Below are 15343 nucleotides of genomic sequence, written 5' to 3' on the forward strand. Positions count from 1 at the left end.
GGGGCTTTACTCGCCTTTGGGGGCGCTTTCGTACGTGCTCCGTAAGGATTCCCGCCGCGGCGGCGCTCAGCCGCGGGGAGCGGCGGTGCCGCCCTCACCGCAGCCCCGAACGGCTCACTCCCCCGTGGCGCTCTCCGCTGCGGCCGGGACGTCGATCTCCCGCCAGAACCCCGCCCGAATGGCGTAGCGGTCGTGCTCGTCGATCTGGTCGTCCTTGTGGGCGAGCAGCCCGAACCGTGCGGCGTACCGCAGCAGCTCCCCGTCGATGCGGTGCGGGACCCGCGGATACATCTGCGACAGCTTCTGCAGATGGCCCTGGTCGCCGAGCCGGGAGATCCAGCGGCGGGCGAAGACCTGTCCCACCTCGTACGGGTCGCCGCCGACGGTGGTGATGTCCTCCTCGCGGTCGGCCCACCGCTGCTCGGCCGTGGTGAGCTGGGCGAGCGTCGGCATGGAGGCGATATCGGGCGGCTCGGCGACGCCCGGCCGGTCCACCCAGCCCTTGTCGGAGGACCAGCGCAGGGTCGCGGTCGCGGGGTGCTGGACGGGCTGCGCTCCGGGCGCGCGCAGCGCGGCGAGGTCCTTCGGCGTGGGTACGCCCTTGGCGGCGGCCCGTTCCTGGGTGCCGTTCCCGGTCGCGGCGGCGGCCGGCGGGGGCGGGCCCTGGTCGGCCGGCCGCTCGGCCGCCGCGGCGAGCGCGGACTCGGGCAGGGGCGCGGAGAGGATCGCGGCGATCTCGGGCCGGGGCGCGGGCGGCGGGGCGCAGACCCCGGTCAGCTCCTTGGCACGGACGGCCTGGGTGATCCAGGCGCGGTCCAGTACGCGCCGTTCGTCGGCCTCGGCGACCAGGTCCTCGGACTGGTTGTAGTCGCCGTCGGCGGCCTGGACGGCCCACAGGTGGACGGCGACGCCGTGTTCCTTGGCGGCCATCATGCCGGGCAGCAGATCGCCGTCGCCGGTGACGAGGACGACGTCGGAGCAGGCGCGGTTACGGGCCAGCTCGGTCAGCTCGGCGTGCATGGCGGCGTCGACGCCCTTCTGCGCCCACCGTCCGTCGCTGCGGGTGAGGGCGCCGAGCCGGACGGTGACACGGGGCATCACGCGCAGCCGGCGATGCTCCGGTTGGGGGACACGGTCGGGGGCGCCGTCGAACCAGTAGATGCGCAGCAGCGGCTGCTCGGTCTCCGACTCGGCGCGCTCGCGCAGGGCCTGGATCAGCGCGGTGTGGTCGACGGTGATCCGGGACCGCGAGGGCTCACCCGCGAGGAGGCTGGCGGCGGCTCCCAGCAGGTACCCGGCGTCCACCAGGACGATGCAGCGGTCCACGCGTCTCACCCTCTTCCCGGGAGGCTTTGCTTCGGACTTCCTTCGAGTCTGCCCGACGGCGCGGAGGTTAACGGCCCGAACTCGATCTTCGGCGTGGCGTTTGCGGATCCGGCTCGCCCACCACCCCTGTCACACACGGTAATTATCCGACATGCGCGTGATGTCAGCTTATGTGAATCTGGTCCCGGCCCTGGCCCCTAGATCCCCCACAGGAGGCAGATCACCATGGCCAAGAACAAGAACCGCAAGCAGGGTGGCCCGCAGAACCGCGCGTCGCAGCCCGAGCAGGCCCATGAGCACGCGCAGCGGTCGCAGGAGAACCACGAGTCTCCGGTGACGCACATCCAGGGCAGCCCCGCGGATGTTGCGCGCAAGAAGCAGAAGAGCTTCGGCCACAACTAAAGGGCAGTTGAAGCCCAGGCACAGTGAAGGGGCGCACCCGACCCGGGTGCGCCCCTTCGCACGTCATGCCGTCAGCCGGCCAGGCAGGACGGGCCGAGCAGTACCTTCAGGTCGCCGAACAGCGCCGGGTCGGGCTTGACCCGGTGCCGGTCCAGGCGCAGCACGGTGGTCTTGCGCGGGCCCTGGAGCTTGATGCGGACCTCGCTGTCGCCCTTGTGGTGGCTGAGGATCTCGCCGAGCCGGCTGACCATCGGCGGGGTCACCTTCACGGCGGGGATGGTGAGGATCACGGGCGCGTTGGTGCCCGCGTTGGACAGGTCCGGGACCATCAGCTCCATGGCGACGAGCCGGGGCACGTCCTCGCGCTTGTCGAGGCGTCCCTTGACGAACACCACGGCGTCCTCGACGAGTTGGGTCGACACCAGCTGGTAGGTCGCCGGGAAGAACATGCACTCGATGGAGCCGGCGAGGTCCTCGACGGTGGCGATGGCCCAGGCGTTGCCCTGCTTGGTCATCTTGCGCTGCAGGCCGGAGATGATGCCGCCGATGGTGACGACCGCGCCGTCCGCGTGCTCGCCTCCGGTGAGCTGGGCGATGCCCGCGTCGGCCTTGTCGGACAGCACGTGCTCCAGGCCGAAGAGCGGGTGGTCGGAGACGTACAGACCGAGCATCTCCCGCTCCTGGGCGAGCAGATAGGTCTTGTCCCACTCCTCGTCGGCGAACTGCACGTCGAGCCCGAAGCCGGGCTCGCTGCTCTCCTCCTCGCCCATGCCTCCGAAGAGGTCGAACTGGCCCTCGGCCTCCTTGCGCTTGACCGCGACCACGTTGTCGATCATCGGTTCGTACTGCGCGGTGAGGCCCTTGCGGGTGTGCCCCAGGGTGTCGAACGCACCCGCCTTGATCAACGACTCCGTGGTGCGCTTGTTGCACGCGACCGCCTCGACCTTGTCGAGGTAGTCGGGGAAGGAGGCGTACTTGCCCTTGGCCTTGCGGCTCTTGATGATCGACTCGACCACGTTCGTGCCGACGTTGCGCACGGCCTCCAGGCCGAACAGGATCACGTCGTCGCCCTGCGCGGCGAAGTTGTGCACCGACTCGTTGACGTTCGGCGGGAGCACCTTGATGCCCATGCGGCGGCATTCGTTGAGGTAGATCGCCGACTTGTCCTTGTCGTCCTTGACGGACGTCAGCAGGGCGGCCATGTACTCGGCGGGGTAGTTCGCCTTCAGGTAGGCGGTCCAGTAGGACACCAGGCCGTACGCGGCGGAGTGTGCCTTGTTGAAGGCGTAGCCGGCGAACGGGACCAGCACGTCCCACAGGGCCTGGATCGCCTCGTCGCTGTAGCCGTTCTTGCGGGCGCCGGCCTGGAAGATGGTGAAGTTCTTCGCCAGCTCGTCGGGCTTCTTCTTGCCCATGACGCGGCGGAGGATGTCGGCCTCGCCGAGCGAGTACCCGGCGATGATCTGGGCGGCCTTCTGCACCTGCTCCTGGTAGACGATCAGGCCGTAGGTGACCGCCAGGACCTCTTCGAGGGGCTCTTCGAGCTCCTTGTGGATGGGCGTGATCTCCTGCTGCTTGTTCTTGCGCAGCGCGTAGTTCGTGTGGGAGTTCATGCCCATCGGGCCCGGGCGGTACAGGGCCGACACGGCGGAGATGTCTTCGAAGTTGTCGGGCTTCATCAGGCGCAGCAGCGAGCGCATGGGGCCGCCGTCGAACTGGAAGACGCCGAGGGTGTCGCCGCGCTGGAGCAGTTCGAAGGTCGTCGGGTCGTCGAGCGGGAGGCCCAGGAGGTCGATGTCGACCCCCTTGTTGGCCTTCACCATCTTGACGGCGTCGTCCATGATCGTGAGGTTGCGCAGGCCCAGGAAGTCCATCTTCAGCAGGCCGAGCGACTCGCAGCTCGGGTAGTCCCACTGGGTGATGGTCACGCCGTCGGTGTGCCGGACCCAGACCGGGACGTGCTCGGTGATGGTCTCGCTGGACATGATCACGCCGGCGGCGTGCACGCCCATCTGCCGGACCAGGCCCTCCACACCGCGGGCGGTGTCGATGACCTTCTTCACGTCCGGCTCGTTCTCGTACATCCCGCGGACCTCGCCGGCCTCGCTGTAGCGCGGGTGGCTGGGGTCGGTGATGCCGGACAGCGGGATGCCCTTGCCGAGGACGTCGGCGGGCATGGCCTTGGTGATGCGGTCGCCCATCGCGTACGGGTAGCCCAGCACGCGCGCGGAGTCCTTGATGGCGTTCTTGGCCTTGATGGTGCCGTAGGTGCCGATCATGGCGACCTTGTCGGCGCCGTACTTCTCGGTCACGTAGCGGATCACCTCGACGCGCCGGCGCTCGTCGAAGTCGATGTCGACATCGGGCATCGAGATGCGCTCGGGGTTGAGGAAGCGCTCGAAGATCAGGCCGTGCGGGATCGGGTCGAGGTCGGTGATGCCCATGGCGTAGGCGACGATCGAACCGGCGGCGGAGCCTCGGCCGGGGCCGACCGCGATGCCGTTGTTCTTGGCCCACATGATGAAGTCGGCGACCACCAGGAAGTAGCCGGGGAAGCCCATCGAGATGATGACGTCCATCTCGTAGTCGGCCTGCTTCTGGCGGTCCTCGGGGATGCCGCCCGGGAAGCGGCGTTCCATGCCGCGGCGGACCTCCTCCTTGAACCAGGTGACCTCGGTGTAGCCCTCGGGGATGTCGAACTTGGGCATGAGGTCGCGCTTCTCGAACATGCCGGTGGTGTCGACCATCTCGGCGACGAGGAGCGTGTTGGCGCAGCCTTCCTGCCAGGCGTCCGAGGAGTCGATGGCGTACATCTCGTCTGTGGACTTCAGGTAGTAGCCGGTGCCGTCGAACTTGAAGCGGTCCGGGTCGGAGAGGTTCTTGCCGGTCTGGATGCACAGCAGGGCGTCGTGGGCGCCGGCCTCGTGCGCGTAGGTGTAGTGCGAGTCGTTGGTGACCAGCGGGGGGATGCCGAGCTTCTTGCCGATCTCCAGGAGGCCGTCGCGGACCCGGCGCTCGATCTCGATGCCGTGGTCCATCAGCTCCAGGAAGTACCGGTCCTTGCCGAAGATGTCCTGGTAGTCGGCGGCGGCCTTCAGGGCCTCGTCGAAGTGGCCGAGGCGCAGCCGGGTCTGCACCTCGCCGGACGGGCAGCCGGTGGAGGCGACGATGCCCTCGGACCACTGGGCGATGGTCTCCTTGTCCATCCGGGGCCACTTCTGCAGCCAGCCCTCGGCGTAGGCGTCCGAGGAGAGGCGGAAGATGTTGTGCAGGCCGGTCTTGTTCACGGCCCACATCGTCTTGTGGGTGTAACCGCCGGAACCGGAGACGTCGTCCCGCTTCTGGTGCGGCTGGCCCCACTGGATCTTGCGCTTGTTCCGCCGGGACTCCGGGGCGACATAAGCCTCGATCCCGATGATCGGGGTGATTCCGGCCTTCTTCGCGGAGTGGAAGAAGTCGTACGCCCCGTGGAGGTTGCCGTGGTCGGACATGGCGATGTGCGTCATGCCCATCTCGTTGCAGGCGTTGAACATGTCCTTGAGCCGCGCGGCACCGTCCAGCAGCGAGTACTGCGTGTGGACGTGCAGGTGCGTGAAGGGCGGCTTTGACACGGTATGGCCTCCAACGGGAACGCTCGGCGACGGGTGGGGGACGGTTGCGGGGTCAGCGTCGAAGTCTATGCCCCGGCACTGACACCCGGCGGGCTTCCCCGCGTACCTTCATGCGGGAACCGGGCACTCCCGCGTGGCGTCGCCCGTTGGAGACGGCGGAAGCGCCGTCGTACCCGTTCATGCACATCCATGCACCACTCCCGCACCAGGAGGCATCTCGCGATGTCGGTCCCCCAGCTCAGCGACGAGCAGCGCGGCGAGGAGATCCTCGCCGTCTTCGACACCGCCTTCGGCCGGCTCCTGGCCGCCGACCCGGCCGCGTTCCGGGTGAAGTTCCGGAAGATGGCGGCCTCGGCCTTCGCGTTCTACCGGGGCACGGCGTGCCTCTTCTACCACGACCTCAGCGCGAACACCCAGTTCGGCTCGAAGCGCGGCGGCCCGTACCTGGACGACCGCACCTCGCGCGTGTGGATCCACGGCGATCTGCACGCGGAGAACTTCGGCACGTACATGGACTCCAACGGCCGCCTGGTCTTCAACGTCAACGACTTCGACGAGGCCTACGTCGGCCCGTTCACCTGGGATGTGCAGCGCTTCTCGGCGTCGATCGCGCTCATCGGGTACGCGAAGGCGCTCAGTGACGAGCAGATCACCGAGCTCGTGACGGTCTACGCGGCCGCCTACCGCGAGCGCATCCACGCCCTGGCCACGGGCGCCAAGAGCGACGAGGTGCCGCCGTTCACGCTGGACACCGCCGACGGGCCGCTGCTGGGCGCCCTGCGGGCCGCCCGGTCGCTGACCCGTTTCGAGCTGCTGGACTCGATGACCGAGATCCGCGACTTCGAGCGGCGCTTCGCGCCGGGCGGCGGCTCCATCGAGCTGGACGCCGCCACCCGCTACAAGGTCCTCGCGGCCTTCGACGGGTACCTGGAGACGCTGCCGGACTCCTCCCTGGCCCGCCCGGACTCCTACCGGGTGAAGGACGTCGTCGGCCGCCGCGGCATCGGCATCGGCTCGGCCGGCCTGCCGTCGTACAACATCCTCCTGGAGGGGCACAGCGACGCCCTGGAGAACGACGTCGTGATCTACATCAAGCAGGCGCAGACCCCGGCCGTCTCCCGGCACATCACGGATCCGGCCATCGCCGGCTACTTCCAGCACGAGGGGCACCGCACGGTGATCTCCCAGCGGGCCCTGCAGGCCCACGCCGACCCGTGGCTGGGCTGGACCGAGCTGGACGGCGCCGGCCAGCTGGTGGCCGAGGTCTCGCCGTACGCCGTCGACCTGGACTGGGGCGACATCGACGACCCGGAGGAGATCGCGGCCGTCGTCGCCGACCTGGGCCGGGCCACCGCCACCATGCACGCGGCGGCGGACGACCAGTCCGGGGAGTCCCTGGTGCCGTTCTCGACCGAGCGGGCGATCGACGCCGCGCTCGCGGCCGACGAGGAGGGCTTCGCGCCGCTCATGGTGGACTTCGCGCACCGCTACGGCGCACGGGCGCGCGCGGACCACCAGATCTTCGTCGACCTGTTCCGCAACGGCCGGATTCCGGGGCTGTAACCTACGCGCACCCACAGGCACCCTTTAGGGGTCCCTTAACCGCGTACGTGACAGACTCTTCTTTCGCTATGGACATATCCGGGACCCAGTTCAGAGCCGTCCGCGCGGCGCTGTTCACGGCTGTCGTCGTGACGCTCAGCACCGCGTCGCACGTGCTGCTGTCGCGGGCCCCGCTGCCGGTGACGAGCGTGCTGGCGGTCTTTGCCGGCGTGTTCGTCACCGCGTACGCGCTGGCGGGCCGCGAGCGCGGTTTCGGCCGGATCGCGGCCCTGCTGATCCCGCTGGAACTGGCCGCCGACACGGTGTTCACCACCGGCCAGCACGCCTGCTACGGCCGGGCGGGCGGCCCGGTCGCCGGCCCGCTGCACGCCTTCGGCTTCAAGGTGCTGTGCGAGGGCGGCGCGGTCGGCACCCCGCTGGCCCAGATGACCCGCGCCCAGGGCCGCCCGGATGCGCTGCTCGCGCACGCCACTCCGGTGGCCGCCTGGCTGCTGCTCGCCGCGCACATCGGCGTCGGCCTGCTCGCCGCCGCCTGGCTGCGCCGGGGCGAGCGGGCGCTGGTCCAGCTGCTGCGCGCGGTCGGCGCCACCACCTTCCGGCCGCTGCTGCTCGCGGTGGCCGCGGTCACCGTCCGGCCGGCCCCGGTCCGCCGGGTGCCGCGCCCGGCGCCGCGCCGCGCCGCCGCCCGCGACCGTCTTCTCGTGCACTCCCTGGGACGGCGTGGACCGCCGTGCTCACCCGCTGCCGCCGCCCTGTGAGCGGCAGCGTCTGAGCACCTCCAGTCCCCCACACGTATCCCGCGTACGACCTGTGCGCGTCCCACATGGAGATCACCCACATGAGCAAGCGGAACAGCCAGACGGCGAAGACGGCGGCCCGGGAGCGGCTGCGGCAGGAGCGCGAGCGGCAGGCCAAGCGCGACAAGGCCAAGCGGCAGGTCATCGTGGCCGCCTCGGTCGTGGCCGTGCTGGCCGCGGCCGGCGGCATCGGCTACGCCGTCGTGCAGGCGAGCAAGCCCAGCTACTGGGAAGGCCTGAAGGACGCCAAGGTCGTCGCCCCGGCCCACACCACGGGCACCGACGGCACCACGGTGGTCATCGGCAAGGACACCGCCAAGAAGACCCTCAAGGTCTACGAGGACCCGCGCTGCCCCGTGTGCGCCTCCTTCGAGCAGGCCGTCGGCCCGACCGTGAAGAAGGACATCGACGACGGCAAGTTCAAGATCCAGTTCATCGGCGGCACCTTCCTCGACGGCGACTCGCTGAAGAACGGCAAGATCGGCGCCAACGGCGAGGGCTCCAAGAACGCCATGAGCGCCATGGGCGCCGCGCTGAACGTCAGCCCGGAGGCGTTCCTGGAGTACAAGAGCGCGCTGTACTCCGCGAAGTACCACCCCGCCGAGACGGACGACAAGTTCAAGAGCGACGACTACCTCCTGGAGGTCGCCGACACCGTCCCGGCGCTGAAGAACAACGCGGCGTTCCAGAAGGCCGTGAAGAGCGGCACCTACGACGCCTGGGCGGTGGCCATGTCGAAGACCTGGGACACCAACAAGGACGGCGTGAGCGGCACCCCGAGCTTCGTCATGAACGGCAAGATGCTCACCACCGACAGCCAGGGCCACCCGCCCATGACGGTCGCCGACTTCAACAGGCTGGTGGACGCGGCCCTCAAGAGCTGACGGCGCCTCGGAAACCGGCCTCCGTGTGAAGAGCGGGCGAACTTTCGGAGTTCGCCCGCTCTTGCTCATACCGATCAGTAACCTGATCGGTCGTGACCAGTCGATACAGAGCATCCGAGGCGTCCACAGGCCTCAACTCCTTCTCCCCTCGCCGCCGTACGGTCGTCAAGGCCGCGGCGGCGACCGCTGTGCTGGCGGGCCCGCTCGCCGCCGCCCTCCCGGCGCGCGCCGCCGACCAGGCTCCCGCCTTCCTGCACGGCGTCGCCTCCGGTGACCCGCTGCCCGACGGCGTCCTGCTGTGGACCCGTGTGACCCCGACGCCGGAGGCCACCGCGGGCTCCGGGCTGGGCCCGGACACCGAGGTGAACTGGGTCGTCGCCAAGGACAAGGCGTTCACCAGCATCGTCGCCAAGGGCTCCGTCACCGCGAGCGCCGTCTCCGACCACACCGTGAAGGCCGATGTCCGCGGTCTGGAACCGGCCACCGACTACTGGTTCCGGTTCTCGGCCGGCGGCACCGACTCGCCGGTGGCGCGCACCCGCACCGCGCCGGCGGCGAACGCGGACGTCAGCGGCCTCCGCTTCGGCGTGGTCTCCTGCGCCAACTGGGAGGGCGGCTACTTCTCCGCCTACCGCCACCTCGCGGCCCGCAGCGACCTGGACGCCTGGCTGCATCTCGGCGACTACATCTACGAGTACAAGTCCGGCGAGTACGCGGCCCGCGGCACGGTCGTCCGCCCGCACGCGCCCGCCAACGAGACCCTCACGCTCGCCGACTACCGCGTCCGGCACGCCACGTACAAGACCGACCCCGACCTGCAGGCCCTGCACGTGAAGGCACCGGTCATCGCGATCTGGGACGACCACGAGTTCGCCGACAACGCCTGGTCGGGCGGTGCGGTCAACCACACCGAGGGCGCCGAGGGCACCTGGACCGCCCGCAAGGCGGCCGCCAAGCAGGCCTACTTCGAGTGGATGCCCGTCCGTCCCGCCGTCGAGGGCACCACCTACCGGCGGCTGCGCTTCGGCAAGCTCGCCGACCTGTCCCTGCTGGACCTGCGCTCGTTCCGCTCCCAGCAGGCGTCCGCCGGCACCGGCTCGGTGGACGACCCGAACCGGACCATCACCGGCCGGGCCCAACTGGACTGGCTGAAGACCGGGTTGAAGGCCTCCGACACCAAGTGGCGGCTGGTGGGCAACTCCGTGATGATCGCGCCGTTCGTCATCGGCTCCCTGACCGCCGACCTGCTCAAGCCGCTCGCCAAGCTGCTCGGTCTGCCGCAGGACGGCATCGGCGTCAACACCGACCAGTGGGACGGCTACACCCACGACCGCCGCGAACTGCTCGACCACCTGCGCTCGAACGCCATCGGCAACACCGTCTTCCTGACCGGTGACATCCACATGTCCTGGGCCAACGACGTGCCGATGGACGCGGGCACCTACCCGCTGTCGCCGTCGGCGGCCACCGAGTTCGTCATCACGTCGGTGACCTCCGACAACCTCGACGACATCGTCAAGGTCCCCGAGGGCACGGTCTCCGCGCTCGCCGCGCCGGTCATCGAGGCCGCCAACCGGCACGTCCACTGGGTGGACACCGACCGGCACGGCTACGGCGTGCTGGACATCACCGCCGGCCGCGCGCAGATGGACTACTACGTCCTGTCCGACCGCACCGACGCGGGCGCGACCTCCAAGTGGGTGCGCTCCTACCGCACCCGCAGCGGCACGCAGAAGGTCGAGCGGACCTACGACCCGGTGTAGCCGTCGGCTACGCGGACCGCAGGTCGTCGAGGAAGCCGAGCGCCACCCGCCAGGTGGCCTCGGCGGCCTCGGCGTCGTAGTCCGGCAGCTCCGGGTCGGTGTAGAGGTGCCCGGCGCCCGGGTACCGGTAGACCTCCACATCGGCTCCGGTCCGGCCCATCTGCAGATACCAGGCGCTCAGCCAGTCGTCCGTCTCGAACGGGTCCGGCTCGGCCACGTGCAGCTGCACCGGCAGCCCGTCCACGTGCGCGGTCGGCGCGATGTCCGACGTGCCGTGCAGAAGCAGCAGCCCGCGCGCCCTGTCGTCGCCGAGGGCGAGGGTCTGCGCGATGGAGGCGCCGAGCGAGAACCCGGCGTAGACCAGCCCTCGCTCGGAGTACGGGGCCGCCGCCAGCACGGCCCGCTTCAGCAGCTCCTCCTTGCCGGTCCGCTCGTTGAACTCCATGCCCTCCTCGACGGTGTCGAACGTGCGCCCCTCGAAGAGGTCCGGCGTCCACACCTCGTGGCCCGCCGCGCGCAGCCGGTCCGCGGCGTCGCGCACCGCGGGCCTGAGGCCGTAGGTCGAGTGAAAAAGCATGATGTTCATGAGGCCATGGTGCCAGCCGGATACGAGGGTGCCGGTGCCGCCGTACCCAGGAACGCGCCGAACTCACATGTTCATGACCGCCGCGGGCCGGTTAGGAGCGGAGGCATGGAGACCGTACTCCGCCCCCTGCTCGTGCTCGGCGGCTCGGTGCTGCTGACCCTGGCCATCGGCTGGGGCACCGACCGGCTGCTGCGCAAGGCCGACGACCGCGACCACGACACGCCCCTGTGGGGGCTGCTGCGCCGGGCCCGCATCCCCTACCAGCTCGTGCTGTGCGCCGCCCTGCTCCGCGGGTCGTACGACCAGACGAAGCTGCTGGAGCGACACCAGGCCGGCATCGGCCGGACGCTGACGCTGGTGCTGATCGGATCCGCCGCCTGGCTGGTGATCCGGATCGCCGCGGCGATCGTCGAGACGACCTACACCCGCTACGCGCGCGCCCACCGCGACGCGGCCCGGGTGCGCCGGGTGCGCACCCAGGTGGAGCTGATCATGCGGGTGGTGTCCGCGATCGTCATCGTCGTGGCCGCCGCCTCGATGCTGCTGACGTTCCCGGCGATGCGCGCGGCCGGTGCCTCGCTGCTGGCGTCGGCCGGCATCCTCGGCATCGTGGCCGGTGTGGCCGCCCAGTCGACGCTGTCGAACATGTTCGCCGGGCTGCAGATCGCCTTCGGCGACATGGTGCGCATAGGCGACACCGTCGTGGTGGACGGCGAGTGGGGCACCGTCGAGGAGATCACCCTCACCTTCCTGACGGTGCGGACCTGGGACGAGCGCCGGATCACCATGCCCGTGTCGTACTTCACGTCCAAGCCCTTCGAGAACTGGTCCCGCGGCACCCCGCAGATGACGGGCATCGTCTACTGGCACCTCGACCACAGCGCGCCGATCGAGGCCATGCGCGAGAAGCTGCGGGACATCCTGCGCCAGTGCCCGGCCTGGGACGGCCGCGCCTACGGCCTGGTGGTGACGGACACCACACCGAACACCCTCCAGGCGCGCGCCCTGGTGACCGCGAAGGACGCCGACGACATCTGGACGGTACGGGTCACGGTCCGCGAGCAGATGATCACCTGGCTGTCGACGGAACACCCCTACGCCCTCCCCCGGGTCAACACCGCGGAGGCCGTACACCCGCCGAGCCGCATCCCGCCGCCCGACGGCACCTCGCTGCGCAAGGCCTACGACTTCCCCCGCACCGGCCGCGGCTGACCGCGCCGGAGGCGGTGCCGGGGGCCGCAGGCGATGCCGCGGGCGGTGCGCGGGTGGGGTGCTCAGCGCAGACTGCGCACGTCCAGATGCCGGAGCACCCGGTCCACGATCTCGGGATCCGCGCCCGGCTCGCTCCGTGCCGCCAGCACCTCGTGCCGCGCCGCGCTGAGCATCTCGTTCTGGATGCGCCGGATCCGCTTCAGCCGCCTGACCCGCTGGTGCTGCGCCTCCCTGCGCTCCTCCTCCCCCATGTCGGGGCTGATCCGGATCCCGATGTCGAAGGCGCGCCGCAGCATCTGCTCCGACAGCTCCTCCGGCAGGTCCTCCACCTGCTCGATCTCCCGCAGCCGGCGCTTGGCGGCCTTCGCGGCGCGCACCGCCAGCTCCTTCTCGAACTCCTTCTCGCGCTCGGAGTCGGCCTGCACCCCCAGCCACCTCACCAACGACGGCAGGGTGAGCCCCTGCAGGACCAGCGTGACGATGATCACCCCGAAGGCGATGAAGACGATCTCGTCCCGGTCGGGGAACGGGGATCCGTCACCGGTCTTCAGCGGGACGGCCAGCGCCAGCGCCACCGAGGCCACCCCGCGCATCCCGGACCACCACATCACGACGGTCTCCCGCCAGCTCACCGGGATCTCCTCGTCGTAGTCCCGCCGCGCGTGCAGCCGCTTGGTCAGCCAGGTCGCGGGCAGCAGCCACACCAGCCGTACGACGATCACCACGGCCACGACGGCGGCGGACCAGCCGAGCATCTCGCCCCAGCGCCCCTGGGCCGTGCGGATGGCGTTGTGCAGCTCCAGGCCGATGAGCCCGAAGGCCACGCCCGTGACGAGGGTGTCGATGATGTCCCAGAAGGTGTGCCCGGCGAGCCGGGTCATCACGTCGTCGGCGTCGCTGGCGTACTCGGCGAGGAAGAGCGCCGTGGTGAGCACCGCCAGCACCCCCGAGCCCCGCATCTTCTCCGCGAGCACGTAGGAGGCGTAGGGGACCAGCAGGGTCATGCCGATCTGCAGGGTCGGATCGCCCAGCAGGTCCATCAGCTTGTTCGCGCCCCAGCCGAGCACCAGGCCCACGGTCACCGCGACGACGGCGGACAGCACCAGGTCCAGGCCGGCCCGCCAGGGCGAGAACGAGCCGCTCACGGCCGCGGCGACGGCCACGTGGTACAGCACGATGGCCGTCACGTCGTTGAAGAGGCCCTCGCCCTCCAGGATCGACACCAGGCGGCGCGGCAGCCCGAGCTGCCCGGCGACGCTGGTCGCGGCGACCGGGTCGGGCGGTGCGATCAGCGCGCCGAGCGCGACGGCGGCGGCGATCGGCAGCCCCGGCACGATCGTGTGGGCCACGAAGGCCACGCACACCGTCGTCACGAACACCAGGGCGACGGCCAGCAGGAAGATCGGGCGGATGTTGGCCGCGAACTGACGCCAGGAGGTGCGGCGTACGGCGGCGTAGAGCAGCGGGGGCAGCAGCCCGGGCAGGATCAGGTCCGGCGGGATGTCCACGTCGGGCACGAAGTCGGCCACCGCGAGGACCCCGCCGAACAGCGTCATCAGCACCGGCGCCGGCACCCCGAACCGGTCGCCCACCGGGACGCTCACCAGGGCCCCGAGCAGCAGTACGAACAGCAGGGCCAACTGATCCACGGCCGGCGCTCCGGGGGTCGACGCTCACACGGCAGGCCTCAAGCCTGCCATCGCGCCGGCACGGACGCCTGCCGCCCGGCGGCGTGGCACGCGCCTACAGGGACCGGCGCATCGCCCGGTGCGGGATGCCGGCGTCCGGGAACTCCGGGCCGTACGCCACATAGCCGAGGCGCTCGTAGAAACCCAGGGCGTGGGTCTGCGCGTGCAGGTCCACCGCGGCGAGGCCGCGCGCGCGTGCCGCGTCCTCGATGGCCCGCACCAGGGCCACGCCGACACCGAGCCCGCGGGCCTCGCGGGAGACGGCGAGCCGCCCCAGGGAGCCCACCGAGGCGTCCCCGCCCGTCTTCGCCGCCGCGGCCTCGCCGAGCAGCAGCCGTCCCGTGCCGAGCGGCACGCCGTCCCCGCGGACCGCCAGCACATGCACCGCGACCGCGTCGTAGGCGTCGTACTCGATGTCCTCGGCGACGCCCTGTTCGACGACGAAGACCTCCTTGCGGACCGCGAAGCACGCCTCGCGGTCGGCGGGGTCCGCGGCGATCCGGACGGTGTACGGCGTGCTCACGCGTACGTCTCCTCGCGGACCTGGTCGAGGGCCTCCTGCAGGTCCTCGGGGTAGTCGCTCGCGAACTCCACCCACTGGCCGTCCCCGGGGTGCTCGAAGCCCAGGCGCACGGCGTGCAGCCACTGGCGTGTCAGGCGCAGCCGCTTGGCGAGGGTGGGGTCGGCGCCGTAGGTGAGGTCGCCGACGCAGGGGTGGCGGTGGGCGGACATGTGGACGCGGATCTGGTGGGTGCGGCCGGTCTCCAGCTTCACGTCCAGCAGGGAGGCGGCACGGAACGCCTCGATGAGGTCGTAGTGCGTCACGGAGGGCTTGCCTTCGGCCGTGACGGCCCACTTGTAGTCGTGGTGGGGGTGGCGGCCGATGGGCGCGTCGATCGTGCCGCTCGTGGGGTCCGGGTGGCCCTGGACGAGGGTGTGGTAGCGCTTGTCGACCGTGCGCTCCTTGAACTGGCGCTTGAGCGAGGTGTAGGCCCGCTCCGACTTGGCGACCACCATCAGGCCCGAGGTGCCGACGTCCAGGCGGTGCACGATGCCCTGGCGCTCGGCGGCGCCGGAGGTGGAGATCCGGTACCCGGCGGCGGCGAGTCCGCCGATGACGGTGGGGCCGCTCCAGCCCGGCGACGGGTGCGCGGCCACGCCGACCGGCTTGACGATCACGACCACGTCCTCGTCGTCGTGCACGATCTCCATGCCCTCGACCGGCTCGGCGACCACCTGCACCGGCGCGGGCGCCTGCGGCATCTCGACCTCGAGCCAGGCGCCGCCGCGCACCCGCTCGGACTTGCCGACCACCGCGCCGTCGACCTGGACCTTGCCGGCCGCGGCCAGCTCCGCGGCCTTCGTGCGGGAGAAGCCGAACATCCGGGAGATGGCGGCGTCGACACGCTCGCCCTCCAGGCCGTCGGGCACGGGCAGGGTACGGATCTCGGGAATCGTGCTCACCCGTCGAGTATGCCGGACGGGCCGCAGCACCCCGAACGCGCCTGTGG

General features: G+C 70.6%; 12 protein-coding genes. 6 read left to right on the top strand and 6 right to left on the bottom strand.

Features of this window, described 5'->3' with window-relative positions; all coding sequences use genetic code 11:
- Positions 1 to 114: 114 nt before the first annotated feature.
- Complete coding sequence (locus tag IO33_RS0119010; RefSeq protein WP_031166447.1) at positions 115 to 1326, bottom strand: NYN domain-containing protein; 1212 nt, start codon at positions 1324 to 1326, stop codon at positions 115 to 117.
- A 225-nt stretch (positions 1327 to 1551) separates the two neighbouring features.
- Here IO33_RS0119010 and IO33_RS51240 point away from each other — a divergent pair, with 225 nt between their 5' ends.
- Positions 1552 to 1728, top strand: coding sequence for a hypothetical protein (locus IO33_RS51240; protein ID WP_167349459.1), 177 nt, complete (start codon positions 1552 to 1554; stop codon positions 1726 to 1728).
- A gap of 71 nt (positions 1729 to 1799) precedes the next feature.
- On the opposite strand, the gene dnaE is transcribed toward IO33_RS51240, so the two are convergent.
- Complete coding sequence (dnaE, locus tag IO33_RS0119020) at positions 1800 to 5339, bottom strand: DNA polymerase III subunit alpha (protein WP_031166450.1); 3540 nt, start codon at positions 5337 to 5339, stop codon at positions 1800 to 1802.
- 222 nt (positions 5340 to 5561) lie between these two features.
- Between dnaE and IO33_RS0119025 the strand changes: the two genes are divergently transcribed.
- From IO33_RS0119025 to IO33_RS0119040, 4 genes are all read left to right on the top strand, one after another.
- Positions 5562 to 6902 (top strand): DUF2252 domain-containing protein, encoded by a 1341-nt coding sequence (locus tag IO33_RS0119025; protein ID WP_031166452.1) that lies wholly within the window; start codon positions 5562 to 5564, stop codon positions 6900 to 6902.
- A gap of 68 nt (positions 6903 to 6970) precedes the next feature.
- On the top strand, positions 6971 to 7660 hold the full coding sequence (locus tag IO33_RS0119030; protein WP_031166454.1) for a hypothetical protein: 690 nt from the start codon (positions 6971 to 6973) through the stop codon (positions 7658 to 7660).
- An 80-nt stretch (positions 7661 to 7740) separates the two neighbouring features.
- Entirely contained in the window at positions 7741 to 8583 is an 843-nt protein-coding gene (locus tag IO33_RS0119035; protein ID WP_031166456.1) for a thioredoxin domain-containing protein, read from the top strand.
- 92 nt (positions 8584 to 8675) lie between these two features.
- Positions 8676 to 10346, top strand: coding sequence for an alkaline phosphatase D family protein (locus tag IO33_RS0119040; RefSeq protein WP_031166458.1), 1671 nt, complete (start codon positions 8676 to 8678; stop codon positions 10344 to 10346).
- 7 nt (positions 10347 to 10353) lie between these two features.
- On the opposite strand, the gene IO33_RS0119045 is transcribed toward IO33_RS0119040, so the two are convergent.
- Positions 10354 to 10932, bottom strand: coding sequence for a dienelactone hydrolase family protein (locus IO33_RS0119045; protein WP_031166460.1), 579 nt, complete (start codon positions 10930 to 10932; stop codon positions 10354 to 10356).
- 105 nt (positions 10933 to 11037) lie between these two features.
- Between IO33_RS0119045 and IO33_RS0119050 the strand changes: the two genes are divergently transcribed.
- The gene (locus IO33_RS0119050) at positions 11038 to 12144 is read left to right on the top strand and encodes a mechanosensitive ion channel family protein (RefSeq protein WP_031166462.1); all 1107 of its coding nucleotides are present in this window, start codon (positions 11038 to 11040) and stop codon (positions 12142 to 12144) included.
- A gap of 62 nt (positions 12145 to 12206) precedes the next feature.
- Here IO33_RS0119050 and IO33_RS0119055 read toward each other — a convergent pair whose 3' ends face one another.
- The 3 genes from IO33_RS0119055 to IO33_RS0119065 all read right to left on the bottom strand — a co-directional run bounded on the left by IO33_RS0119055 (position 12207) and on the right by IO33_RS0119065 (position 15296).
- Complete coding sequence (locus IO33_RS0119055; RefSeq protein ID WP_031166464.1) at positions 12207 to 13793, bottom strand: Na+/H+ antiporter; 1587 nt, start codon at positions 13791 to 13793, stop codon at positions 12207 to 12209.
- A 94-nt stretch (positions 13794 to 13887) separates the two neighbouring features.
- Positions 13888 to 14355, bottom strand: coding sequence for a GNAT family N-acetyltransferase (locus IO33_RS0119060; protein WP_031166465.1), 468 nt, complete (start codon positions 14353 to 14355; stop codon positions 13888 to 13890).
- Entirely contained in the window at positions 14352 to 15296 is a 945-nt protein-coding gene (locus IO33_RS0119065) for an RluA family pseudouridine synthase (protein WP_031166466.1), read from the bottom strand. Before IO33_RS0119065 ends, IO33_RS0119060 begins: the two co-directional genes overlap by 4 nt.
- Positions 15297 to 15343 lie beyond the last annotated feature (47 nt).

It is taken from the genome of Streptomyces durhamensis (assembly GCF_000725475.1).
Taxonomy (GTDB): domain Bacteria; phylum Actinomycetota; class Actinomycetes; order Streptomycetales; family Streptomycetaceae; genus Streptomyces; species Streptomyces filipinensis.